General features: G+C 61.1%; 25 protein-coding genes. 11 read left to right on the top strand and 14 right to left on the bottom strand.

Annotated features, from left to right (window positions below):
• The first annotated feature begins 31 nt into the window (after nt 1–31).
• The 5 genes from T281_RS03305 to T281_RS03285 all read left to right on the top strand — a co-directional run bounded on the left by T281_RS03305 (nt 32) and on the right by T281_RS03285 (nt 3,924).
• Nucleotides 32–322, top strand: coding sequence for a hypothetical protein (locus T281_RS03305; RefSeq protein WP_037234116.1), 291 nt, complete (start codon nt 32–34; stop codon nt 320–322).
• Nucleotides 323–844: a sigma-70 family RNA polymerase sigma factor gene (locus T281_RS03300; RefSeq protein ID WP_037234114.1), complete on the top strand. Its 522-nt coding sequence runs from the start codon at nt 323–325 to the stop codon at nt 842–844.
• A gap of 71 nt (nt 845–915) precedes the next feature.
• On the top strand, nt 916–2,397 hold the full coding sequence (locus T281_RS03295; RefSeq protein ID WP_052036972.1) for a sensor histidine kinase: 1,482 nt from the start codon (nt 916–918) through the stop codon (nt 2,395–2,397).
• Entirely contained in the window at nt 2,394–2,831 is a 438-nt protein-coding gene (locus T281_RS03290; RefSeq protein ID WP_037234111.1) for a response regulator, read from the top strand. The genes T281_RS03295 and T281_RS03290 overlap by 4 nt, the downstream gene beginning before the upstream one ends.
• Nucleotides 2,824–3,924 (top strand): response regulator, encoded by a 1,101-nt coding sequence (locus tag T281_RS03285; protein WP_037234108.1) that lies wholly within the window; start codon nt 2,824–2,826, stop codon nt 3,922–3,924. Before T281_RS03290 ends, T281_RS03285 begins: the two co-directional genes overlap by 8 nt.
• 139 nt (nt 3,925–4,063) lie before the next feature.
• Here the strand turns inward: T281_RS03285 and hutX are convergent, their stop codons facing one another.
• Both hutX and hutW read right to left on the bottom strand, forming a co-directional pair.
• Complete coding sequence (gene hutX, locus T281_RS03280; protein ID WP_037234105.1) at nt 4,064–4,600, bottom strand: heme utilization cystosolic carrier protein HutX; 537 nt, start codon at nt 4,598–4,600, stop codon at nt 4,064–4,066.
• The gene (hutW, locus tag T281_RS03275) at nt 4,597–6,129 is read right to left on the bottom strand and encodes a heme anaerobic degradation radical SAM methyltransferase ChuW/HutW (protein WP_338053293.1); all 1,533 of its coding nucleotides are present in this window, start codon (nt 6,127–6,129) and stop codon (nt 4,597–4,599) included. Before hutW ends, hutX begins: the two co-directional genes overlap by 4 nt.
• Before the next feature lie 371 nt (nt 6,130–6,500).
• Here hutW and T281_RS03270 point away from each other — a divergent pair, with 371 nt between their 5' ends.
• The 4 genes from T281_RS03270 (at nt 6,501) to T281_RS03255 (ending at nt 11,162) form a co-directional block, all read left to right on the top strand.
• Nucleotides 6,501–8,654, top strand: coding sequence for a TonB-dependent hemoglobin/transferrin/lactoferrin family receptor (locus tag T281_RS03270; protein ID WP_037234103.1), 2,154 nt, complete (start codon nt 6,501–6,503; stop codon nt 8,652–8,654).
• A 270-nt stretch (nt 8,655–8,924) separates the two neighbouring features.
• Nucleotides 8,925–9,881 (top strand): tonB-system energizer ExbB, encoded by a 957-nt coding sequence (exbB, locus tag T281_RS03265; RefSeq protein WP_081796562.1) that lies wholly within the window; start codon nt 8,925–8,927, stop codon nt 9,879–9,881.
• Between the two features lie 4 nt (nt 9,882–9,885).
• The gene (gene exbD, locus T281_RS03260) at nt 9,886–10,350 is read left to right on the top strand and encodes a TonB system transport protein ExbD (protein WP_037234100.1); all 465 of its coding nucleotides are present in this window, start codon (nt 9,886–9,888) and stop codon (nt 10,348–10,350) included.
• Nucleotides 10,347–11,162, top strand: coding sequence for an energy transducer TonB family protein (locus T281_RS03255; protein ID WP_037234096.1), 816 nt, complete (start codon nt 10,347–10,349; stop codon nt 11,160–11,162). Before exbD ends, T281_RS03255 begins: the two co-directional genes overlap by 4 nt.
• Before the next feature lie 51 nt (nt 11,163–11,213).
• On the opposite strand, the gene T281_RS03250 is transcribed toward T281_RS03255, so the two are convergent.
• On the bottom strand, nt 11,214–11,525 hold the full coding sequence (locus tag T281_RS03250; RefSeq protein ID WP_037234093.1) for an ArsR/SmtB family transcription factor: 312 nt from the start codon (nt 11,523–11,525) through the stop codon (nt 11,214–11,216).
• Nucleotides 11,526–11,646: 121 nt separating this feature from the next.
• Between T281_RS03250 and T281_RS03245 the strand changes: the two genes are divergently transcribed.
• Nucleotides 11,647–12,675: an efflux RND transporter periplasmic adaptor subunit gene (locus tag T281_RS03245; protein ID WP_037234091.1), complete on the top strand. Its 1,029-nt coding sequence runs from the start codon at nt 11,647–11,649 to the stop codon at nt 12,673–12,675.
• Nucleotides 12,672–15,956: an efflux RND transporter permease subunit gene (locus T281_RS03240; RefSeq protein ID WP_052036970.1), complete on the top strand. Its 3,285-nt coding sequence runs from the start codon at nt 12,672–12,674 to the stop codon at nt 15,954–15,956. Before T281_RS03245 ends, T281_RS03240 begins: the two co-directional genes overlap by 4 nt.
• A 72-nt stretch (nt 15,957–16,028) precedes the next feature.
• Here the strand turns inward: T281_RS03240 and T281_RS03235 are convergent, their stop codons facing one another.
• The 11 genes from T281_RS03235 to T281_RS03180 all read right to left on the bottom strand — a co-directional run bounded on the left by T281_RS03235 (nt 16,029) and on the right by T281_RS03180 (nt 23,473).
• Nucleotides 16,029–16,628 (bottom strand): hypothetical protein, encoded by a 600-nt coding sequence (locus tag T281_RS03235; protein WP_037234088.1) that lies wholly within the window; start codon nt 16,626–16,628, stop codon nt 16,029–16,031.
• A 597-nt stretch (nt 16,629–17,225) separates the two neighbouring features.
• Nucleotides 17,226–17,996 carry a flagellar type III secretion system pore protein FliP gene (gene fliP / locus T281_RS03225; protein WP_052036976.1) on the bottom strand — a complete coding sequence of 257 codons (771 nt, stop codon included), beginning with the start codon at nt 17,994–17,996 and terminating at the stop codon, nt 17,226–17,228.
• A gap of 73 nt (nt 17,997–18,069) precedes the next feature.
• A complete protein-coding gene (locus T281_RS03220) occupies nt 18,070–18,453 on the bottom strand; it encodes a flagellar basal body-associated FliL family protein (RefSeq protein ID WP_199502385.1) in 384 nt (127 codons plus the stop codon).
• A gap of 68 nt (nt 18,454–18,521) precedes the next feature.
• Nucleotides 18,522–19,253, bottom strand: coding sequence for a flagellar basal body L-ring protein FlgH (flgH, locus tag T281_RS03215; protein ID WP_037234083.1), 732 nt, complete (start codon nt 19,251–19,253; stop codon nt 18,522–18,524).
• Nucleotides 19,250–19,774 (bottom strand): MotE family protein, encoded by a 525-nt coding sequence (locus T281_RS03210; RefSeq protein ID WP_210164069.1) that lies wholly within the window; start codon nt 19,772–19,774, stop codon nt 19,250–19,252. Before T281_RS03210 ends, flgH begins: the two co-directional genes overlap by 4 nt.
• Nucleotides 19,775–19,998: 224 nt before the next feature.
• Nucleotides 19,999–21,102 (bottom strand): flagellar basal body P-ring protein FlgI, encoded by a 1,104-nt coding sequence (locus T281_RS03205; protein ID WP_037234080.1) that lies wholly within the window; start codon nt 21,100–21,102, stop codon nt 19,999–20,001.
• 3 nt (nt 21,103–21,105) lie between these two features.
• Nucleotides 21,106–21,561 carry a flagellar basal body P-ring formation chaperone FlgA gene (gene flgA / locus T281_RS03200; RefSeq protein WP_037234078.1) on the bottom strand — a complete coding sequence of 152 codons (456 nt, stop codon included), beginning with the start codon at nt 21,559–21,561 and terminating at the stop codon, nt 21,106–21,108.
• An 11-nt stretch (nt 21,562–21,572) separates the two neighbouring features.
• On the bottom strand, nt 21,573–22,358 hold the full coding sequence (flgG, locus tag T281_RS03195) for a flagellar basal-body rod protein FlgG (protein ID WP_037234076.1): 786 nt from the start codon (nt 22,356–22,358) through the stop codon (nt 21,573–21,575).
• 10 nt (nt 22,359–22,368) lie between these two features.
• Entirely contained in the window at nt 22,369–22,677 is a 309-nt protein-coding gene (gene fliE, locus T281_RS03190; RefSeq protein WP_037234074.1) for a flagellar hook-basal body complex protein FliE, read from the bottom strand.
• Between the two features lie 2 nt (nt 22,678–22,679).
• A complete protein-coding gene (flgC, locus tag T281_RS03185; protein WP_081796559.1) occupies nt 22,680–23,099 on the bottom strand; it encodes a flagellar basal body rod protein FlgC in 420 nt (139 codons plus the stop codon).
• Nucleotides 23,099–23,473 (bottom strand): flagellar basal body rod C-terminal domain-containing protein, encoded by a 375-nt coding sequence (locus T281_RS03180; protein WP_037234072.1) that lies wholly within the window; start codon nt 23,471–23,473, stop codon nt 23,099–23,101. The genes flgC and T281_RS03180 overlap by 1 nt, the downstream gene beginning before the upstream one ends.
• Nucleotides 23,474–23,665: the final 192 nt, after the last annotated feature.

Below are 23,665 nucleotides of genomic sequence, written 5' to 3'. Positions count from 1 at the left end.
GGCCGGTGACTCCTCTCAACAACAAGGAACCATGATGAACGAAAACGATACGAGCGAGCGCGAAGCGAGCGCTCCTCTCCCGCAGTCGCCTCTGAAGGACGATGAGGCCGGGTTGGTCGTAAAGCTGACCGAGATGCCTGAGGACAAAGGCGCCGCCGACGGGGCCGGCGATTCCGAGCAAAAGCCGCCGCTCGATCCCACATACGATGAAGCGAGGTTCGCGGCCGGTGTGGTGAAGCTCTACGAGAAGCTTCTCGCGGAGCCGATCCCCGACGACATGCTCGCCCTTATCAACAAGATCGAAAAGCAGGAGCGCAATTGAATGGGTAATCCCGCCGATGCAAGCCTGCGGCAGGAATTGGTCAAGTGGATCCCGAACCTGCGCGCCTTCGCGCTATCGCTGACGCAAAGCTCGCAGCATTCGGACGATCTGGTTCAGGATACGCTCGTCAAAGCGCTGTCGAACCTCGACAAGTTTCAGGAAGGCACGAACCTGCGCGCCTGGCTGTTCACGATCCTCCGCAACAGCTTCTACAACGACATCCGCTACAAGAAATATCATCAGACCTCGCCGCTGGACGATGTCGACCCGTCGAACCTCGAAACCCGCGCGACGCAGGAAAAATACATCGAGTTCAAGGACGTGCTGAGAGGACTGAGCGGCCTCGTGCCCGAACAGCGCGAGGCGATCATCCTCATCGCGGCGGAGGGGCTTTCCTATGAAGAAGCGGCGGCGGTCTGCAATTGCCCTGTTGGCACGGTTAAAAGCCGTCTCAGCCGCGCTCGACAGCGGCTTGAAGAATACGTGAACGGGGAGAAAGCGATTCCCGCGCAGGTCGATTGACCTCCATGAAGCCACATCGTGTATCTTACGTCGACGGCCGGGCTTCGGCCGCGAAAGAGAGCGTTGGTGTCATGGCCAGCTTCCGCGACATCTTCACATTGTTCCGCGAGAGCCGCCGGGAGGCCGCGCTTCTTGGCGCGGCCGCCAGCGTGCTCATCATTCTTACAACGTTTTCGTTCTGGCTATCCCATCGCCTCGAAGACGGTTCCCGCACCGGTGCCGAGATGAACCGCTATTACGGCAAGCTCGGCCGCGTCGCTCGAATGATGCGAACCGTCGAAAGCAGCCAGCGCGGTTATTTGCTCGCGGGAACAGAGCAATATCTGCGGCCTTATAATGAGCTGCATTCGCAGCTTGTTCCGCGAACAAAAAGCTTGATCGAAAGCGCACCCTCGGCACTCGAAGAAAAGGAACGCCTTGCGGTTCTGCTGAATCTTATGATGCGCAAGGCCGACGAAATGGCGGCAACCGTTGCCGATGCCACGAACGAACGACGCGACGCCACTATCGCGCGCCTCAAAGAGAACTACGGCGTCAAGCTTTCCGAACAGATCGAAGAGAACATCAACGCCTTGCAAGATGAGGCCACCGAGAAGCGCGAGGAAATAGAGACGAACGCGGCGGAACTTCGCGAGATCAAGACCATAGTCGATGTGATCGGCGGCGTCGCCGTGCTGGCTTTTTCGTTTCTCAGCATTTGGTTCCTGATGAAGTCTAACGCGGCGCTGACGAAAGCACACAAGGCGCTCGAAAAAACGAATAACGACCTTGAAGATATCGTCCGGCATCGCACTGCGGCGTTGCAGCGGGCAAACGATGAAATTCAGCGCTTCGCCTATATCGTGAGCCACGATCTTCGCTCGCCGCTCGTCAATATCATGGGGTTCACGTCGGAGCTTGAAACGCTTCGCAAGGAATTGTTCGAACGGCTGGAGAAGGCGAACGCGCTGGCGGATGCTGACGTTCTCAGCAAGGATTTCGACGAGGCTTTCGGCTTCATCAAAAGCTCGATCGCCAGAATGGACCGGCTCATCAACGCCATTCTGAAGATTTCCCGGCAAGGGAGCCGTCCGCTTCACTCTGAATTGATCGAAGCAAAGGCCCTCGTCGAGACCGTCGTATCGAACGTCGCCCATCAAATACGCGAGAAGGATGGACGTATCACGGTCGGGGATTTGCCGCCGGTCCTGAGCGACCGGATGTCGATGGAGCAGATTTTTTCCAACCTCATCGAGAATGCCATCAAATTCCTTAAAAATGACGGACACGGAGAAATAAAGATAGAAGGCTACTTGCGGGGTGTTGACGTAGTATATTCGGTTTCCGATAATGGCCGGGGCATCGATCCCCGCGATCATCAAAGGATCTTCGAGCTTTTTCGGCGGGCTGGTCCGCAAGATGTACCCGGCGAAGGAATGGGATTGGCATTCGTGTCCGCGTTGGTGCGGCGTCTCGGCGGATCGATCGCCGTCGAATCCGCCTTGGGAATCGGGGCCACCTTCAAGGTGACCCTTCCGGGAACCGCAGCGCAGAACAGGGGGATCGCGGCGTGAACAAGCCTGTTGCAATCGTCATGATCGAAGACGATCATGGTCACGCTCGCCTCATCGAACGAAACATCCGACGAGCCGGCGTAACGAACGAGATCATTCATTTCTCGGACGGCGCGTCCGCGTTCGCCTATTTCAAACGGATCGAGAGCGAACCGGCCGACATGAATCCGATCCTTGTATTGCTCGACCTGAACCTGCCGGACATGTCTGGAATCGATATTCTCGAATATCTCAAAAATGACGGTCATCTTCGCGTTGCGCCCGTGATCGTGCTGACAACAACAGATGACCAACTCGAAATCCGGCGCTGTTACGATCTCGGTTGCAACGTCTATATTACCAAGCCCGTCGATTACGAGCAGTTCGCCGTTGCCATACGGCAGCTTGGCCTGTTCTTTTCCGTCATCAAGGTTCCGGACCCGTTGAATGCCTAACAAAAATCCGCGAATCCTGATCATCGACGACGATGAAGGCTTCTGCCAGCTGGTTTCGAATCGTCTGGAACGCAGCGGCTTTTCTGTCGTTTCGGCGAACTCCGCGGCGGCTGGCCTTGAGGAAAACGCGGCGTCCGAATTCGACGTTGTCCTGCTGGATCACGTCCTTCCCGAGCAGGACGGTCTGTCGCTTCTCGCGGCGCTTCAATCGCGCTCGAACGCGCCACCCATCGTCTATCTGACCGGAATGCAGGATAGCCGTGTCGCCGTCGCGGCGCTGAAGGCAGGCGCAGCGGATTATGTCGTGAAAGACCTCCACGGCGATTTCCTGTTGCTGCTGGAAAACGCGATCACCAACGCGATGTTCACGACCGCCCTCAAGCGCGAACGGGAACGGGCCGAAGCCGCCGTCCGCACGGCTCGCGACGAATTCAAAGCGCTGGCCGAGGAACGCGCGCTGCTGCTCCGCGAGGTCAATCACAGGGTCAGCAACAGCCTTCAGCTTATCGCGTCGCTCCTCCATTTTCAGGGAGACGTCAGCGGCAACGCCGACGTGAAGGCGGCGCTGAAAGAGGCGAACGGCCGCGTGCTGGCAGTCGCGCGCGTCCACCGCTCGCTTTATACGTCGTTCGACGTGCGCTGGGTGACGCTCTCGGACTATCTGGCCAGCCTCATTCGCGATCTGGAGGATGTGTCCGGCGGGGAAAGCTCGAACAGCGTCATTTCGTTCAGCGGCGCGCCGATCCAGATATCGCCCGACGCGGCCGTCTCGATCGGGATCGTCACCACCGAACTGATTCTGAACGCGCTGAAGCACGCCTATCCGAACGGACGCGGTCAGGTGCGCGTGTTGATCCGCCTGCGCGAGTCAGAGATCGATCTTTTGGTCGAGGACGACGGCGTAGGCACCCAAGATGATCCGCCCGAAAAGAAGAAGCGGCGTGGACTTGGCCAGCGCATCATCGCGGGCATGGCCGAAAAGCTCGAAGGCGCGTTGCGATACGAAAAGCTGTCGCCGGGAACGCGTGCCGTCCTGACCTTTCCCCTCGGCGATCACATTCGTGTTCTGGAAAGCGAGAAGGCGCTGACCTGAGGCGCCGCCCCCGAGGCAAGACCGGATCGTGAAGTCGGGGCGGCTTGCCGAAAAAAGCGCAACGACGATAGCGAACAGCAGCTCGCTCGTCGTGGCGCTTCCGATCGCGGCGTCTCGAATTACTCTTTGAAAGCAGCACTCATCCGTTCTGGCTCACCCGCGCTTTCAACGCCTCGAATTTCTCGACCTGCTCCGGGTTGAGCGAATAGTCCGCCAGCCGCCCCACGAACACCTTGAACATGGCTTCACCGTCGATGTCGAAGAACTGCACGCCGCAGCTTTCCTTGCCCATGAACGGGCGGCGCACGAAGGCGATACAGGCGCAGCGCGACGCCTTGATGTGTCCGCCGATAGGGCTCTTGCCATGCAGGTTGAAGAAGCCGCGCCCATATTCGCCCTTCGGAAGCGGACCCCGGCATTCGAGAACGAGGCTCTTCGTGTGAACCACAACGGTAACGTCGCCCCATTCCGCGAGGTCGTTCATGATGTCGTCGAAGGCCGAGGCGGGCGCGAAAGCACAGTTCGCGCGCGGCAGGAGTTGCATCGCTTCGACCACGCTTACGCCGTGCGCCTCCGCCAGCGCCTCGATGACGCCATCCGGGTTCGTTTCGAGACGCGCGGCGAGTGCCGCCAGCGCTTCCTCTTTTGAGGCAAAGCCGGTTTGCGTTTCGGTCATGCGATTTCCTCCGTTGCTGTGACTGTGTGCGGAATGGCGTCGAGCGCAGCGTAAAGGCCGCCGGTCAGGTTGGTGATCCAGAACGTGCCCGCGCGCGTGGCTCGGAAGGCGCTACCGTCGACCCGGCCCAGTCCCGCCGCCGTCCAATTGTCGAGGAGCGGCGCGGCCGCGCGCGCGAAACCGGGCGCGATGGCGTCCACAACATCGATGGGGAGCGAGCCTGCTTCAAGCCCCGCCGTGATGGTTGCTTGCGCGGCATAGGCAGGCGGCATGCGCGATGCGCCCGCGATGGGGGCCTGCCCCTCCGCCTTCGCGGCCTTCCGTTCCTCAATGCTGACGAGATTGCTCCAGCGGACGCCGTGCGCCTGTCCGCCCGCGCCGGGGCCGAACGGAATGCATGGCACGCCGCGCTTGATCCCGCTGTTGTAGCGGTTCCGCTCGCGATTACCGCGCGCGAAATGCGACTGCGACACCTGTCGGAAGCCCTCCGCCACGAGGAACTCCGCGGCCTCGGCATACATCTGCGCCTGTTCGCCCACGAGCGCGGCCGGGGGCAGCTTTTCGTCCGCGATGGACTTCGCGAGCGGGCCGCCACGAAAGATGTTCAGCGCATAGAGCGTGACGCCGTCGATGCGACTGCCCGCGACGGTTTCGATGTCGCGCCGCCAGATTTCGCGCGACTGACCGGGGAGGCCGTACATCAGGTCGCAGACGATGCTGGCGCGGTCGAGCGCCGCGAGGTCGTTCAGGAAGGCGAGCGTCGCCGCGCCGTCGAGCTTGCGTCCGAGACGCCGCCGCACCGTCGTGTCAAAGGTCTGGACGCCGAGCGAGACGCGGTTCGCGCCCGCATCGAACGCCGCCACCGCCTTTTCGAGGCCGAAGCCGTAAGCGCGGCCCTCTACCGTAATTTCACACTCGGGATCGAGAGGCAGCAGGCGGCGCACATTGGCGATGAGACGCGCCAGCGGAGCGGAAAGAAGCGCGCTCGGCGTGCCGCCGCCGAGATAGACGGACTCGATGGGCGCGGTCGAAACCAACGGCGTCGCGGCCATTTCTTCCATTTCGGCGACGACGTCGTTCACGTACGCATCCGAAAGCTCGGGGCGCCAGACGTTCTGGAAAAACCCGCAGAACAGGCAGCGGCTCTGACAGTAAGGCACGTTGATATAGACGGCTGCGGGATCGGCGCGTGGCGTTGCGAAGGCTCGCGCGACCGCATCTCCGGCTTCGGCGGGATTGATGGCGACGCTGCCGCGCCAGGGCGGCGAAAACTCGCGGCCCGAAAACGCCTCCGTCAGCGGATCGCGCCCAGCCGGAACAAAGAATGCGTCGATGGTCTTAGGCGCGGACATCGGGTGTCCGCCGGGATGACCGCCCGCGTGGCCCGGCTTGGCCGGATGACCTGCGCCGGTATTGCCTGCATGCGGCGGGCTCGCGTGAGGATGGCTTGCGCCATGGTGAGGGACCGCGTCGTTGTGCGATGGATCGGAGCGGCTTGCTTTTTCGGCGTTCGGCGGCCTGCGGTGCATAAGTCCTTCCCCAACTGTGCCCAACGCTGGCGCGCAGTTGCACAGCCCGCCTCGATCAGTCGAGCGGATACGGCACGTGCGAGGCTCCAGCTTGAGTAAAAAAGCTAGACGACGCCGATTAATGTCGCAACAACATTTATTTATATTTCGATTAATTCTAAAAGTTTAACTTTACCGCACCTCGCTTAATTTAAGCTATTTGATTTTAATTATTATAAGACTCATTCCATGTGAAGTTATGCGAGAAATATTCTAAATATATTCGACACACTCAAGTAAAAACCGAGATCGACTCGATCTTTCGCCTTGCGCGGCCTGTTTCATTACCCCAACCTTGCGTCGGGCACTTTGGCACTTGACTGGGGTATGTTATGACATGGGGCAGCAGAGCGGCTTATGCCGCGGCAGTGGCGCTTTCAGCGTCCACTCTTCTTTCGGCGTCCGCATTTTCGCAAGATGAAGCGGGGCAACGGGTCCAACTGGACGAGATTTCGATCTTCGCGACACTCAATCCGATCGCGGCCTTCGACTATCCGGGGCAGGTTTCGGTGGTCCAAAAAGATCAGATCGAAATCGAGCAGCCGACATCTATCAGCGACGTGTTGAAAAGCATCCCCGGCGTTTACGTGGGCGGCGGCCCGCGTATCGCGGGGCAAGACCCGCAGATCCGCGGCTTCACCGGGCAGGACATTCTCGTTCTCGTCGATGGCGTGCGGCAAAGTTTCGAGTCCGGCCACAAGGGGCGCATCTTCCTCGATCCCGACCTTCTGAAGCAGGTGGAAGTGATCAAGGGACCGTCGTCGGCGCTCTATGGTTCAGGCGCGCTCGGCGGCGTGATCGCTATGACGACAGTCGACGCGGCGGATCTCCTCGCGGATGGCGAAACGGCCGGGTTCAAGATCAAGATGGGGGGGCAGAGCGCCAGCCAGCAGGCGCTTGCGTCGGCGACGGTCTTCACGCGGAGCGAAGACAAGACATATGATGTCGTCGCCAATTTCGGTTATCGCAGGGTGGGCGATCTCGAACTCGGCAACGGCACGACACTGCCGAACACGGACGACATCAAATCCGCCCTCGTCAAGGGTTCCGTGCAGATCACGCCGGACCTGAAATTCACGGGCACCTATACGCACTTCCTCGACAACGGTCCGTCGCTCGCGAACCCACAGGGCAACAACGTATATGACGCCACCACGAACAAGGCGGTCAACAGGCGGGCATTGAGCGATATGGTGTCCGGCAAGCTCTCCTATGCACCAGCCGGGAGCCCGTGGTTCGACGGCAATCTGCGCGTCTACTGGGAGCAGAACCACCTCTACGAAAACTACAACATCTCCAATACAGTGCGTGAAGCAGCTCGCAATGTCGAAACTGTCGGCGTGGACATCGACAACCGCTCCCGCTTCGACCTCGCCAGTCTCGGCGCCAAGGTGACGCTGACCTACGGTGCGGACTACCATACCGACCGGCAGGCGGGCAACGATAGCTGCCCGGTGGGAAGCTCCGGATGCGGGACATCCTCGGTTGTTACGTCCACCGCGTCGATCCCGAGTGCCGAAGCGTCCTACGGCGGCACGTTCGCGCAGGCGGAGTTCAAGTTCGACCGACCGCTATCGCTGCCCGGCGAAGCGACGCTTATTCCTGGCGTCCGCTTCGACACGTTCTCGATGAATGCCACCGGACACGAAGACTTCACCGACGAAGCGATTTCGCCGAAGATCGCGGGAAGCTACAAGCCGGTGCCGTGGTTCCAGGTGTTCGGTAGCTACGGCGAGGCGTTTCGCGCGCCGACCTACAACGAACTCTACGCTCAGGGGAACCATTTCACGGCCGGATATGTCGGCGGTATCGGGCTGATATACAATAGGTTCAAGGCGAATCCCGATCTCAAGCCGCAGGAGGGCCAGACGGCCGAGGGCGGCGCGGCTTTCGAGTTCAAGAACCTCGTCCAGAGCGGAGACCAACTAAGGATCAAGGGTTCATACTGGAATACGACCGCGCAGAACTACATCAATCAGGAAGTGATCTCCGACGGCTGCGTAAGCAACCCGGCATTGTTCGACCAGTCGAAATGCTACACATGGTTTTTCAACGTTCCGAACGCCGAACTCTCCGGCGCGGAAATCGAGCTGACCTATGACAGCCATCGTTTCTTCGGCGGCGTCGGATACTCGACCATGACCGGCAAGGACACCGAGACGAACGAGTATCTCGGCGCGCTCCAGCCCGACAAGGTGATCCTCAACGCGGGCGTCAAGGTGCCGGAGATCTGGTCCCGATTCGGCGCGCGCTACACCATCGCCGATCAGTTCACTCAAACCAGTTCGTCGTCATCCTATCGCAGCGGCTACGATCTCGTTGACCTCTATATGGTCTTGGAACCGACCGAAGGGCCGTTCAAGGGTTTCCGAGTGGATCTCGGAGTCGATAACATCACCGATCAGGCCTATCAGGTAGTGGATTACGCATCCTACGAGGAGGGCATCAACTTCAAGGGCGCGGTGAGCTGGACCGTGAAGTGGTAGCCACCCGCGAGCAACGATCCACACGATATGAACCCGGCGGACGGTCCGCCGGGTATTGTTTTGAAAGGTTCTATTCTCCCGCCTTATATAATGACTCCCCGACGCTCGCCAATTTCAAACTAAACCTATAATAGTTATAAACTATTATTATTGCTTGTCTTTGCTTGCCGGACTATTGTTTCCCGACCGCGCGCAAGGACTCGGTCGACTGAATGAATGCTGTGAAGACAGTCCCGCGCCAAGCCTATCTCATGACATGAGGGAGAACGGATGCAGTCGGAGGCCACGCCGCGGCGTCTGAATACCGTAAGCCGGATGATCGCCGTCGGGGCGATGCTTCTGATCGCAGCGAGTCCCGCTTTTGCACAGAATGAGGCACAGCAGCAGCCGCAAGCGGCGCAGGTCGAGACGCAAGCGGCGCAAGTCGACGCGGGGCCAGTCGCCGAAGCACAAGCGCCCATCGCGACGCCTGAAAGCGATCCGCTTCCGTTCTCGCCGGGCGACAAGCCGACCAGCAAGCAGCTTCCGCACGAACTGTCCCCGCTGGGAATGTTCCATGCCGCCGACGTTGTCGTGAAAACGGTGATGATCGCGCTCATGCTGGCCTCATTTCTCACATGGACGGTGTTCTTCGCGAAAACGGCGGAACTCTGGGCGGCGCGGCGGGGATTGAAGGCGGCGATCATGAGCATCGATAGCGCGCCAAGCCTCGACGCGGCAGCGGAGGCGGTCGCGCAAACCAAAGGGCCGGGCGCGGTGGCCGTCGCGGAGGCCGTTCGCGAGGTTCAGCGCTCCAGAACGCTTGGCAATCCCGACAAGGACGGCGTCAAGGAGCGCGTCGCATCCAGGCTGTCTCGCGCCGAGGCGCGGGCGAGCCGTCACGTCATGGTCGGGATCGGCGTCGTGGCCACCATCGGCTCGGTTGCGCCGTTCGTCGGATTGTTCGGCACCGTCTGGGGCATCATGAACGCCTTCATCGGCATCTCGAAAGCGCAAACCACGAACCTTGCCGTGGTCGCGCCCGGCATCGCCGAAGCGCTGCTCGCAACCGCGCTCGGCCTGGTCGCCGCGATCCCCGCCGTCGTGGTCTATAACGCCTTCGCGCGGCAAATCACCGACTACCGCCAGCTATTAGCGGATGCGTCGGCAGCGGTCGAAAGGCTCGTGAGCTTCGATCTCGATGCAAGATGCACAGCGCGGCCTCGCATCAAGGCGGCGGCGGAGTAGCGCGATGGCCGGAAGTCTGAAGCGGGAACCGAGCGACGCCGTCGAGGAAAGCCACGAAATCAACGTCACGCCGCTGATCGACGTGATGCTGGTGTTGCTCATCATCTTCATGGTCGCCGCGCCGCTTTCCACGGTGGATGTGCCGGTCGATCTTCCAACATCGAACGCGCAGCCAAAGCCGCGCCCGGCCGAGCCGCTCTTCATCACGGTGAAGGCCGACCTCACGCTCGCCATCGGCAACGATCCCCTCCCGCGCGAGGCGATCAAGGCCGCGCTCGACGCAAGGACCAAGGGCGACACCGAGCAGCGCGTCTTCGTTCGCGCGGACAGGAGCGTCGATTACGGCTCGCTGATGGACGCGATGAACCTGCTGCGAAGCGCGGGCTATCTGAAAATCGGGCTCGTCGGCCTAGAGGCCGCGCCGCAGGCTGGCGCACCGGCGGGGGCAACCGGCGGGGGGAAGCCATGACCACAGCGGATTGGGGCTTCGACGCGACTGGAGGCATGGATGAGGGGCGGCGCGATGCGGTGCGCTGGACGGTCGCTGCTGCGGCTGCCGCAACGCTCTATGCGGGCGTGGCTGCTATTATCCTCTTTCAGCCTGAAGACGCGGCGCCCGCATCGAGCGATCCCGCTGGCGCGGTCATGGTCGAGCTTTCCCCGATCGTGGCCGCCCCTGATACGCCGATGCGCGATGTTGCAACGGGCGCAGAATCGGAAGCTTCGCCCGAACAGGAGGTCAGCGAGCCGAAGCCGGAAGAAAAGCAATTGCAGGAAGAAGAGACCAAGCTTCCCGAGTTCGACAAAGCGGAAGCTATTATCGAGCAGGCACGGCAGGAGCCTCAACCCGAGAAGCCGGTCGAAAAGAAGCCAATTGAAAAGAAGCCGGAGGAGCAGAAGCCGCAGCGGAAAAAATCGACCGCGCGCGCCGCAGCCGCGCCCCGCCCGAACAAGGCCCGGCATGCTGCCGTTAACGCCGCGTCGTCCGCAGGCGTCTCTTCTTCGGCCTCAGCCGCCTCGTGGCGCAGCGCGGTCGTCGGCCATCTCAACCGCCACAAGCGCCATCCCGGCGGCGCGTCGAACGGCACGGCCTACGTCGCGTTCGCCATAGACCGGCAAGGTCGTGTTCTTTGGGCACGTCTTACCCGCTCGTCGGGCAGCTCCCAACTCGACGCGGAGGCCGTCTCTCTTGCGCGGCGCGCGTCTCCCGTGCCCGCGCCGCCTTCAGATATGGCGCGCGCAACGATCACACTCTCGGTTCCCCTCCGTTTCACGCGCTGACCCATGGAACGGGGCGCGGCGCAGCCGAAAAGCGCTCGTCCGCCGACGGAGCTATTGGCCTTTACCCACCGCCGGACAAAAAAGGGCGTGCAGCAGTTCCAACAACTGCCGAGCGGGCTCGCTCGCGATGGAATAAAACACCGTCTGCCCCTCGCGCCGCGTTGCCACGAGCCGATCTTTCCTTAGCAGCGCAAGGTGTTGCGAGACGGTCGACTCCCGCGTCTGAAGGAGCGCCGCCAGCTGGCCAACCGACTTTTCGCCGTCGATGAGATGGCACATGATGAGAAGTCGCGAACGGTGGCCGAGCGATTGCAGCAGCTCGCTTGCGGCGTCGGCCGCCTTTTCCATGTCGTCAGCCAGCATGATCCCTTTTCCGTTATCTTCGTATATTCATAGATACGACATATTGCAATAATAGCACGCCGCGATTAAGCTTTCCAGCAACGAAGAAAGCCGCCACGACGGCGACGCTGACGAGGTTTCGATGAAACGACACTCTCCGCATGGAACGCCGCAGCGCGGGGCGGCGCTGTTCGCGCTCCTCGCCGTGTTGAGCACAGCCGCCGCGCCTGCCCACGCCGCCGATACGTTCGACGTCGGCGCGCGCGAGATCGACGACCTTAAGGCCGTCTACGCGACGGTGCGCTCCACCGACGAGGTGGCCGCGCGCGTGCGCACTGGCGGCACGGTGGCTTCGCTCTCGATCCAGCGCGGCAGCGAGGTCAAGACGGGCGACGTCATCGCAACGGTAACGGACCAGAAGCTCGCGCTCCGCATCAAGTCGCTCGATGCGCAGATCGTGGGGCTTCGCTCGCGTGCCGAGACGGCGAAGGCCGAGGCTGCGCGGCAGGAGCAACTGGCGCAGCGCGGCTTCGCGGCGGGGGCCAAGCTCGACGAGGCGCGCGCGGTTTCCGAGGTTGCCGCGAACGCGCTCAAATCCGCCGAAGCCGAGCGCAGCGTGCTCATGAAACAGGTCGAGGAAGGCGAGGTGCTGGCACCCGCGCAGGGGCGCGTGCTGACGCTGCCCGTGACTGTCGGCGCTGTGGTCATGCCCGGTGAGACCATCGCCAAGATCGCGGCCAACGCATATGTGCTGCGCCTTGAACTGCCCGAGCGGCACGCGCGCTTCATGAAGAAAGGCGATCCGGTGCTTGTCGGCGGTCGCGAGCTTTCGGGCGACGACCTTCCCACGGCCAAGGGTACGATCACGCTCGTCTATCCAGAGCTTCAGGACGGGCGCGTGATCGCGGATGCGGCGGCCGATGGCCTCGGCAAATATTTCGTGGGCGAGCGCGTGCTGACGTGGATTTCGGCGGGCAAGAGACCCTCTATCGTGGTGCCGCCTGCCTTTCTGTTCCGCCGCTTCGGGCTCGATTATGCCCGTGTGGCGCATGGCGATGGCGCAGTCGATGTCGTAGTACAGCCGGGCCATCGCGCGCTGCTCGACAGTGGCGGCGAAGGTGTGGAAGTGCTCGCGGGGCTCAACCCCGGCGACAGGCTGGTGCGGCCATGACGAGCAGCAACAGCACGCGCGATCCGAGCGACCCGAAGCATGTCAGGCTCGGCATTTCCGGCTATCTCACACGCGCCTTCATCAACTCGAAGCTGACGCCGCTCATCCTGCTTGCCGCGCTCACGCTCGGCACGCTGGCGCTTGTGGCGCTCCCCCGAGAGGAGGAGCCGCAGATCTCCGTGCCGATGGTCGATATCCAGGTGCGCGCGGACGGCCTCAAGGCGCAGGACGCCGAGCGCCTCGTTACCGAGCCGCTCGAAACGATCGTGAAGGCTATCAACGGCGTCGAACACGTTTACAGCCAGACCTATGACGACCGCGTGGTTGTGACGGCGCGCTTCCTCGTCGGCACGAAGGCGGACGAAGCGATACTGCGCGTGCACGAGAAGGTGAGGGCGAACCTCGACCTAATCCCGGTCGGCATCCCCGAGCCGCTGATCGTCGGGCGCGGCATCGACGACGTGGCCATCATGGTGCTGACGCTCTCGCCGACGCCGGAGGCCGCGCCGCGCTGGACGGAGATGGCGCTCTATCATCTCGCCGAGAACCTGCGCATCGAACTCGCCAAGGTGGACGAAGTCGGCCTCACCTATCTCTCGGGCGGCCGACCGGACCAGATCCGCATCGAGCCCGACCCCGAGCGCCTGTCGCTCTATGGCGTGACGCTTGCGCAGCTCATAGACAAGGTGAAATCGGCGAACCGCTCGTTCGTGGCCGGACAAACGCGCGACGGTGGCCGAGCGGTGCCTGTGGTTGCAGGCCAGACGCTGGCCGGCGTGCCGGATGTGGGCCTGCTCCTGCTGACAACGCGCGATGGTCGCCCCGTCTACGTCCGCGACGTGGCGAAGGTCGTGGTAGACGGCAAGCCGGTCGAAGCACGCTCGTGGCATTACGCGAAGACGGCGGACGGCAAGCTCGAACGGGTGCCGGCCGTTTCCATCGCCATCGCCAAGCGCGCCGGTGCGAATGCCGTGGTCATCGCGGAGCGGCTCGAAAAGAAGCTCGTCGCGCTGAAAGGCTCGGCCCTGCCGCCCGGCATCGACGTGAACATCACGCGCAACTACGGCGCGACGGCGAGCGACAAGGCCGACGAACTGCTGTTCCATCTCGGGCTCGCGACCGTCTCCATCGTGCTGCTCATCGTGTTCGCCATCGGCTGGCGTGAGGGGCTGGTCGTGCTCGTTGTCATCCCGACGACGATCCTGCTGACCATGTTCGCGTCGTGGATCATGGGCTACACCATCAACCGCGTGAGCCTGTTCGCGCTGATCTTCTCCATCGGTATTCTGGTGGACGACGCCATCGTAGTAATCGAGAACATCGCGCGGCACTGGGCGATGCGCGACGGGCGCAACCGCATGACGGCGGCCATCGAGGCCGTGGCGGAGGTCGGCAATCCGACCATCATCGCGACGCTGACGGTGGTGGTCGCGCTCCTGCCGATGCTGTTCGTTTCGGGGCTGATGGGCCCCTATATGAGCCCGATCCCGGCAAATGCGTCGGCCGCGATGGTGTTCTCGTTCTTTGTCGCGGTGATGGTGACGCCGTGGCTGATGATGCGCATCGCGGGCCGCGCGCCGCTGCATGGCGACGACAGCCACGGGGTTGGCGTACGGCACGGTTTCCTCGCGCGCGCCTATCTTTCCGCGGCCCGACCGATCCTGAAAACGCGCGCCCGCTCCCTCGGCTTCCTCGTCGGCGTCGGCGTGGCGACGATTGCGGCCTGCTCGCTGTTTTATTTCAAGGCCGTGAGCGTGAAGCTTCTGCCGTTTGACAACAAGTCCGAGGTGCAGGTGGTGCTCGACTTGCCGGAAGGCTCGTCGCTCGAAGATACGGACCGCGCGCTGGCCGACGCCGCCCGGCGCCTCGCATCGCTTCCCGAGCTTGAGACGATCCAGGCCAATGCGGGCAGCGCCGCGCCGTTCAACTTCAACGGCCTCGTGCGCCATTATTATCTGCGGTCCGCGCCAGAACTGGGCGACCTTCAGGTGAACCTCACGCACCGCGACGAGCGTGACCGCACGAGCCACCAGATCGCGCTCGACATCCGCGAGCGGCTCGCGGGCCTCCCGTTGCCGCAAGGTTCGGCGCTGAAAGTGGTCGAAGTGCCGCCGGGGCCGCCGGTCATGGCGACGCTTCTCGCCGAAGTCTACGGCCCCACGCCGGAGGCGCGGCGCGAGACGGCGACGAAGCTGAAGGAGCTGTTCAAGAGCGTGCCGTTCATCGTGGACGTAGATGACAGCTTCGGCACGCCGTCCGAGCGGCTGCGCGTCGCCATCGATCAGGACAAGCTCGAATTTTTCCACGTCGAGCAGAAGGATGTCTATGACACGGTGCAGGCCTATCTGTCGGGCGTAACCGTCGGCTATTCGCATCGCGGCGAGGGGCGGCATCCGGTCGAGATCGCGGTGGCGCTGCCGAAACGCGACCTCGCCATCGACCAGCATACGCTGTCGACGCCCGTGCCCGCGAACGCCATCCCCGGTAATCGTAGCGTGGTCGAACTCGGCGATGTGGTGCGGCTTGAGCGCGAGCGCGCGTCTTTCCCGATCTTCCGTCACAACAGCAGACCGGCGGAGATGGTTTCGGCGGATCTCGCGGGCAAGTTCGAGGCGCCGATTTACGGTATGCTCGCCGTGCGGGACGCCATCGACCACGCCGATTGGGGGCCGGGGCAAAAGCCGGTCATTGCGCTTCACGGCCAGCCTGATGACGAAACGAAGCCGACGCTTCTTTGGGACGGCGAGTGGGAAGTGACCTACGTCACCTTCCGCGACATGGGGGCGGCTTTCGGCATTGCGATACTCGGCATTTACTTCATCGTTGTCGGCCAGTTCGGCTCGTTCAAGCTTCCCCTCGTGATCCTGACGCCCGTGCCGCTGACGCTGATCGGCATCGTGATCGGCCACTGGATGTTCGGCGCACCATTCACTGCAACGTCGATGATCGGCTTCATCGCGCTGGCGGGCATCATCGTGCGCAATTCGATCCTGCTGGTGGACTTCATCCGTGAACGTCGGGACGCAGCCACGCCGCTCCGTCAGGTGCTGCTCGAAGCTGGCGCAATCCGCTTCAAGCCGATTCTGCTGACGGCGCTGGCCGCTATGATCGGTGCGGCGGTGATCCTCACCGACCCGATCTTCCAAGGGCTTGCCATCTCGCTGCTGTTTGGGCTGTTGTCATCGACGCTACTGACAGTTCTCGTTATCCCGGCAATCTACATCGTGTTGCGCGACGACCGGTTGCCCGAACCGGAAGGCGGCTTCCCTTCAAAAAATTGAGGCTGCGTGCCCCCCGCGGCCCGCAGCCTCCCCCCTCTTAAACTGTTCTCCGAAAGGCTGACCGGCGGAGTATCAAAGCTCCTCCGCAATGCCCCATATCAGCCAATGCTCGGGAATACCTGCGCGCTCCGCGTATTTTTCGAGGAGTTCGATCATCGCTTCATCGATCTCAAGTTTTTTGCCCTCGCTTTTCGCGAGGTGCGCCTGGAGGTTGGAAAGCTCCAAGGCCATAGCTGCCGGCTGCGCGGCAGCAACCCGCAAGAGGCTGAGGCGCACCAGAACGGCTCCGGCTGAGAGTACATCCGGCAAAACATCGCCGTTCCAAACCTTGAGCTCGGGCTGCGCCTTTACCAAGCCGCGCCATCCCAGCCCTATGAAAATATCGTCCCACAATGCTTCAGGGATCGGACCCGGATAGCGAACCGGGTTCGCGGCATCCTTCAATGTCGCGATTTGCCACTCACCAGCGACATAGCCCGCAGACAGGGGCCTTTGCCGCAAATGCGGCATCCATCCGGCGGCAGTGGCGCCCTCAATCCAGGCGTCAGCATCGATCGCGTATTTGTTAACGCCGGAGCGGGTCGAGTGCACATAAAAGCCGACTTCGTCGGCGAAAGCGGAAATGCGGAGGGACATCTTTTTTTCGCGTGATTGAGCGACCGTGGTCGACATGATTGGGGCTTGTTGAACGCAGTACGCGTTTAGGTACGGCAGACAATCCTTAAAGTTTAACGATCACATTCTCCAACTGTTTACTTCTCTTGCATTCTTGGGCGGCGCCGTTTCCTCTCTACTTGCCACATCTTCCGGTTGAGCATTATATTTGCACAATCATCGGCTCTAGGGGGCAGTAGAGAAACAAGATGACGATTGCTCCATTTTCGGGAGTCGACGTTTCGCCTCTCACGGCGGCGTTGACGAACCTTCCGTTTCAGTCCATCGCCGTGCTTGCGGTAGGTGCCTATATCGTCGTGGCGACATTGAAGGTCCTGTGGGAGTGCCGAACGATCATATTGATGATAACGGTGCTCGGACTTTTGATGGCGAACGGTGATCGAGGGCAGATCCGGCTCGCTGACCTGAGCCAACACAACCTAGCCCAATTATGGGAGAAGTTAACGCGACCATGACGGTTTACCTCCTGGTTTGGCAATTGGTTGTAACGCGTATTACACAGCTTAAGGTTGCTACCAAAAGTCCTAGTGGCGCGAACTTGACATTTGAGCCCCGGTTGCTTTGAGTTCGCGCTCAATGTCGGGGATCGGGCCACTAGTGGAAAGACCGGACCAGATTTCCGACCAGAAGATTCCAGCCGTCGATCAGTATGAAAAACAACACCTTGAACGGCAAGGAAACGGTCGTGGGAGAGACCATCATCATGCCCATTGCCATCAGCACGGTAGACGCGATGAGGTCGATAACCAGGAATGGCAGCATGATAAGGAAGCCGATTTCGAAGCCGCGTCGAAGCTCGGAGATCATGAAGGCGGGAATCAGCGTTCTGAGGGCGGTCGCCCCTTCGGCGCTTGCCTGAGGAGACATTCCCGCGAAGAGATCGATATCCTTCTGGCGCACGTTAGCCATCATGAACTCCCGAAATGGATCGGTGATCTTTTGAAAAGCCGCATCCTCTGAAAGCTTCTTGTCCATGAAGGGCTTGACGCCCGTTTCCCACGCCTTGTCGAAGGTGGGTGACATTGTGAAGGCCGTCATGAAAAGCGCGAGGCTCACGAGGATGATATTGGCGGGAGTGGACGGCAAACCGAGGCCGACTCGCAGAAAAGAGAGCGCGATGACGAAGCGAGTGAAGCACGTCACCATGATAAGGATCCCCGGAGCCAGCGACAGCACAGTAATGACGAGCACCAGTTGAATGATGCGCGACGACGTGCCGTCTGCTGTCTCCGGGAACAGCGAGGCGAGACCACCGAACTGACCACCAGTCTGCTGAGCGGCCGCGCTGGATGGCGCCAGCACCAGCAGAAGTAGCAGAAGTGCGGCGGTTGCCCACTTGCCTCGCCAAACTGTAACAACGCTCATGCCTTCGTCGCACCAATGCGAAGGCATGGCGGCCTCTCGATGGCTGATAGCTCCGTGCAATTGCGCCCGCATTTCACTGAACCACAAATGTGAGGATCAGCAGATCCAGGGTTGCGCCGTTACCAACCCTTGAAGCCCGCGTCCTGAGATCATTCTTGAGGAGCTGGAACCCGGTCGGCCCCTCTATCTCGCGAATCGAAACCGTCTTGAGGAACGTCACCAGGTCATCCGAAATCTTGGCGCAAATCTCCGCTGCGTCAGCGACGTCCGGCTTGAGCACGACCGCCGCTTCAAGCCGCACCGAGAGGTCCGAGCCGTTCGCGAGATTGGCGATGATGGGCGGCAGCACCCTGACCTCGTTTCTGGTTGTTACCGTCTGGTTTGGCGTCACGTTCTGAGCCGGTTGAAGGGCTCCCGGTTCGAGGAAGCCGAACGCGAACCCCGACGCGGCTGCCACGAGTGCGCCTGCAAGGACTCCGAAGAGTTTTTTCGGTTGGCTTTGCGTCACGCTCGATCCTCTCGCGGCTAAAATGGCAGAAGCCAGTCGGTAACCTGCTGTCCCCAGGCCGGCTGGGCCACGTCCATGATGCGGCCGCGCCCCCCATAGGAGATGCGCGCCTCCGCGATCTTGTCGTAGGAAATGCTGTTGTCGGTTGCGATATCGCGCGGCCGGATGATCCCCGAGATCAGCAGTTCTCTCAGTTCGAAGTTCACGCGCACTTCCTGACGGCCCGCGACGATCAGGTTGCCGTTCGGCAGCACCTCCGTCACGACCGCGCCGATCAGAAGGTTGATGCTTTCCGCACGGGAAATTCCGCCCTTTGCATCGGTGCTGGTAGTCGACTCCACCTTGGGGTCTAACTCGCCGCTGCTTTGTGTGTCCAGATGCTTGTTAAGCCCGGACCAGCTGAGATTGGCCTTGTTGGTGATATCCAGTTCGCGCGTCGAAGATCGCGAGCGACTGTTGTTGTTATCAATCGACGCCTTGTCCTTGATGGATATCTTGACGGTGATCACGTCGCCGACCTTGGTTGCGCGCGGGTCCTTGAACAGATCGGCTCCGTTGTCCTGCCACAGCGACGCGCGAGTGACATACGAGGCGGGCGTTGCCGGCATCGTGCCGATCGCCGTATGAGCAGGCACAAGCCCCGCGCCGACCGGCGTAAGGCCCGGCTCCCGTCCAATCTCGTTCATCCGGTTGAAGCATCCACCGAGCATCAAGGTCGTTGCTGCTACCGCCAGCGTGCAGATTTTCATGATTTATCTTCTTTCTGCCGAGACGGGCTGGCCGACTTTGCAGCATCCTTCCGGGCGCCCTCATTGCTGACTGCAGCGGCCGAGGCGGGACCGTCCTGCTCCCTGAACGCGCCAATCATCACCGCCACGATACGGGCCGCCTTTTCCGGCGGCATTTCATCCAGAATTGCGCTGGATTTTTTTGTACTCAGTTTGATCAGCAGAGCCGATGCGGATTCTTCGTCCATGGCGGCGATCTGAGCCGCAGCCGCGTCGGGCTTCACCTTCGTGTAAAGCTCGACAAGGCTCTGCTCGGCCTTCCTCAGGAACTCATTACGGCGGCCGAGCCACTCCTTGTATTCGTTCGTTTTCTGTTCAAGGAGAGCCGTGCGGCGAGCAAGTTCGTCGTCGAGTTTCATCAGTTCGGCTTTCTGACTCAGAAACCGTGCATCCGCCGCCGCATCCGCGATGTTCTCGCAGTAGGACTGCGCGGCCCGCGAATTGGCCGCAGGCGGGGTCGCGGCAGCGGCGGGCATCTTCACCGGCTCGGGTTCCTTTGGCCGGACTTCACCCGCCTTCTTCGCCGCCGAATCGACGGAAGCATCCCATTGCGGTTGCGCGTCGGGGGCCACGCGAATCTTTCGCGCCACTCCGCCCTCATCAGGCCAGCCCCACGCGTATTGCTGAGCGGCAGCTGGAATCGCTGACATTGGACATGCTGCGACGAGCGCCATGAGGCAACCTGCGGATTGGATCATGCGTCTCATTATTGCACCACCAGTTCTGCCTGCAGCGCACCAGCCGACTTGATGGCTTGAAGGATCGCGATAATGCCCTGCGGCTTGAGTCCCATGCGATTGAGCCCAGTGACAAGAGACTGAAGGTTAGCGCCGTTCAGCACGAACAGCGTTCCATCCGGCTGCTCGGCATTGACTGCCGTACGATCCTCGATCGCGGTTTCACCGCGCGAGAAAGGCGCAGGCTGAACGACTTTCGGCATCTCGGTGACGCGCACCGTTATATTGCCGTGTGCAACGGCGACGGTGCTGACCTTCACGTCACGCCCGATCACCACGGTGCCGGTGCGCTCGTCGATCACGATCCGCGCCGGAGTGTCCGGCTGGATGGGTAGCTCGCTGATCTCGCTGATGAAACGCGCCGCATCGAGCCTCGGCGGTCGGAGCAATTCGATCGAGCGCAGATCTTTCGCGCGCGCCGAGCGTCCGCCATAGGCTGACGTAGTGTAGGAGTTGATCACGTCCGCCGCTCGCGTCGCCGTGGAGAAGTCGGGGTTCAAAAGTTCCAGCGTGAAGGATTTAAAGCGTTCGAGTTCAATCGGTAGACGCCGCTCCACCAGTGCGCCGTTGGCGATACGTCCGGCTGTCGGAACGCCCTGCGTGAGCTTTTCCGCGCGACCGCCGGCGGTAAAGCCGGATACGCTGACCTGGCCCTGAGCAGCGGCGTAGATTACGCTATCTGCGGCCGAAAGCGGCGTCATCAGGAGCGTCCCCCCCTCAAGCGACGTTGCGTTACCGAGCGAGGACACGGTTACATCGATCCGGCCGCCCTCCCGGGCAAAGGCGGGCAGTTCCCCCGTGACGATGACGGCGGCGGCGTTTTTCGTCTGAACCTGATTGTTGTTCATGAGGTTGTTGCGGATGTTCACGCCCATTCGGTCCAGCATCGACTGGATCGACTGACTGGTGAACGGCGAGCTTCTCAGATTGTCGCCGGTGCCATTCAATCCCACCACGATTCCGTAACCCACAAGTTGGTTCGGCCGCACATTCTGGATGACAGCAATATCCTTGATCCGCGTCGTAGCATGCGCGGGCTGGATCAGCAGAAGTGCTATCAGAAGGCGTTTCACGGCTCAGTTTACCCGCACGCTGCCGTCAGCCATCACCACGCCGTGAATCACGACGCCCGAATCCGGATTGCGCGCGCTGATGGTTTCGCCAACGCTGCCAGATTGCAGCGCCATGGCGAGTCCCGTAATGCGCACGGTATCGGATTCATAAACGAGCGACACGGCCTTGCCTTGGCGAACAACCACAGGCTCCCGGATCGCAACCTTCGGAATCGGCAGCCCCGGCAACAAGGTTCGACGCGAAGTCTTGCCAACCACGCCGCTGGCTTCGGTAATGAAAGCGCTGGCGTTCTCGTTTTCTGACAGTTGCTTCGAGGTGAGCATTTCTTCGGTGATGACGTCGCCAGGATAGAGCGCACGCTTTGGCACGGGAACGATTCGCCCGCCCTCCTCCGCCAATGATGGCGCGGCAAGGAAAAACGGGGCGGCCACTGCCGCAGTGATCATGACGCTTTTCATGATACTACCCATCAAAGATTATTTTTCGTGAGGACCTGGAACATCTCGTCCGCAGCCTGAATGACCTTGGAGTTCATTTCGTAATTTCGCTGGGCCGAGATCAGATTTGTGATCTCCTGCACCGGATCGACGTTGGAGCTTTCGACGTAATACTGCTGGACCGTCGCGTAGCCTTCGCTACCGGGCACCTGAACCTGAGCGTTTCCCGAGGATATCGTCTCCCGGAAGAGGTTGTTGCCAAGCGCCTCCAGTCCCGCATCGTTCACGAAAGTGGCGATGGTGAGCTGCCCGACCTGCGTCATGACCCCCGTGCCGGGGTCGACGTAGACCGTTCCGTCGGTGTTGACCTGGATCGACGTGGTGTTGGTAGGTATCGTGATGCTTGGGATAACCGTGTAACCGTCCGGCGTCACGAGTTGGCCCGACGCGTTCTTGCTGAACGTGCCTGCACGCGTGTAAAGCGTCTCGTTGTTCGCCCCGGTGATCTGGAACCACCCACGTCCGTTGAGCGCTAGATCGAGCGAGTTCCCGGTTTTCGTTAGCGAGCCTTGCGTATGCAGGCTTCTGATAGCAACTGGCTGCACGCCAAGGCCGATTTGTGAGGCCTCGGGTATGGCATCGGCGTCGCTTCGGTTAGGAACGCCCGCCGCCCGCTCCGACTGATAAAGCAGGTCTGCAAACTCCGCCCGTGAGCGCTTGAAAGCGACCGTGTTGGCATTCGCGATATTGTTCGCGATAACTTCGACATTCGTTTGCTGAGCGACCATGCCGGTCGCAGCTACAGAAAGAGCGCGCATGATGGCCTCGCTAGATCGTCATCCGGGTGAGTTCCTGATAGGCCGAGACGGCCTTGTCGCGCACGGCAAGCGCCGCCTGCAACGATAGCTCCGCCTTGGAGACCGCTTGTACGACCTCCTGTGTCGAGGCGCGGCCCTGAAGCCCCGCAGCGGCTACGCTTTCGCCCGCCTTGACATCGACGGCCGTCTGCTGCCCAAGCGCGGCCAGCACGCTGGAGAAATCAGCCGCGGCAGCGCCGGCGGAGGCCGCCTTCTTCTCCAGAGCGAACGACGCCGTCGGATCGGAGATGGCGAAAGAGGCAAGCGAGGAAATTGTCATGGTCAGCCCTTCAGAATGTCGATGGTGAGTGTTTCCAGGTGGCGCACCTGCTTGATGACCTGCAGGTTTGCCTCGTAACTGCGCGTGCCTTCGCGGATGTCCGCGAGTTCCACGAGAACGTTCACATTCGGGAGCTTGACATTGCCCTGAGCGTCGGCTGCCGGATGACCCGGAATGTTTTCGATGCGATAGGGAGACCGGTCCGCATCGACATCGCCGATGATCACCAGTTCCGCCCCCGTTGCGGCATCGAGTTCCTGATCGAAGCTCAGTATCTTGCGCGTATAAGGAAGCGCACCGGGCGTCTTGCCGGTGGATTCGGAGTTCGCAAGGTTCTCCGTCGCGACACGGATGCGCTGAGACTGCGCCGAGAGACCGGAACCCGCGATGGCAAGAGAGGCTGACAGACTATCCATCGTCATTACCCTCTCGCCGCCTGCGAAATCATGCTGTGAAAAGTTTTCACGACCGATGCGTTCAGCGCGTAATCGCGCATGACTTCGGAACTCTTGAGCATTTCCTGATCAAGATTGACGTCGCCACCCGAGTAGAACGTCGCGCCGTCACCTGCGTCCTCCTGCGCGTAGGAGCCGACCTGCGAAACTTCCGCCCGAAGGTGCAGCGGACTGGTCGACGTCATCTGAAGCCCGATGTCATGCATCATGGCCTCGAACGGGACGACGTTTGCCGTCTTGTATCCAGGCGTATTCGCATTCGCGACGTTTTGCGCCAGAACCTTTTCCTTGGCGAAAAGCCATCGGCCCTGAAGAGATGCGATATCGAGTACGTTCGTCATGCAGGAAGCGCCCGTCCGTCGAGAAATGGGGGTTCGACTCAAAACGCTCTACAACCAGTTAATATAATAGGTTGCATTTCTTATCTGAAACTGTTCATGCGTTTGTCGCTCGGTCGATCGAAGGACTGCGTCGTCTCAAGTATATGGAATTTATTGATAATTTTAGCTGACTAATCGTCAAGACCTAGAGCG

Source organism: Rhodomicrobium udaipurense JA643, assembly GCF_000636015.1.
GTDB classification, from domain to species: Bacteria; Pseudomonadota; Alphaproteobacteria; order Rhizobiales; family Rhodomicrobiaceae; genus Rhodomicrobium; species Rhodomicrobium udaipurense.
The sequence above is the reverse complement of the archived record's forward strand: the minus strand, read 5'-3'. Positions and strand labels throughout refer to the sequence as shown.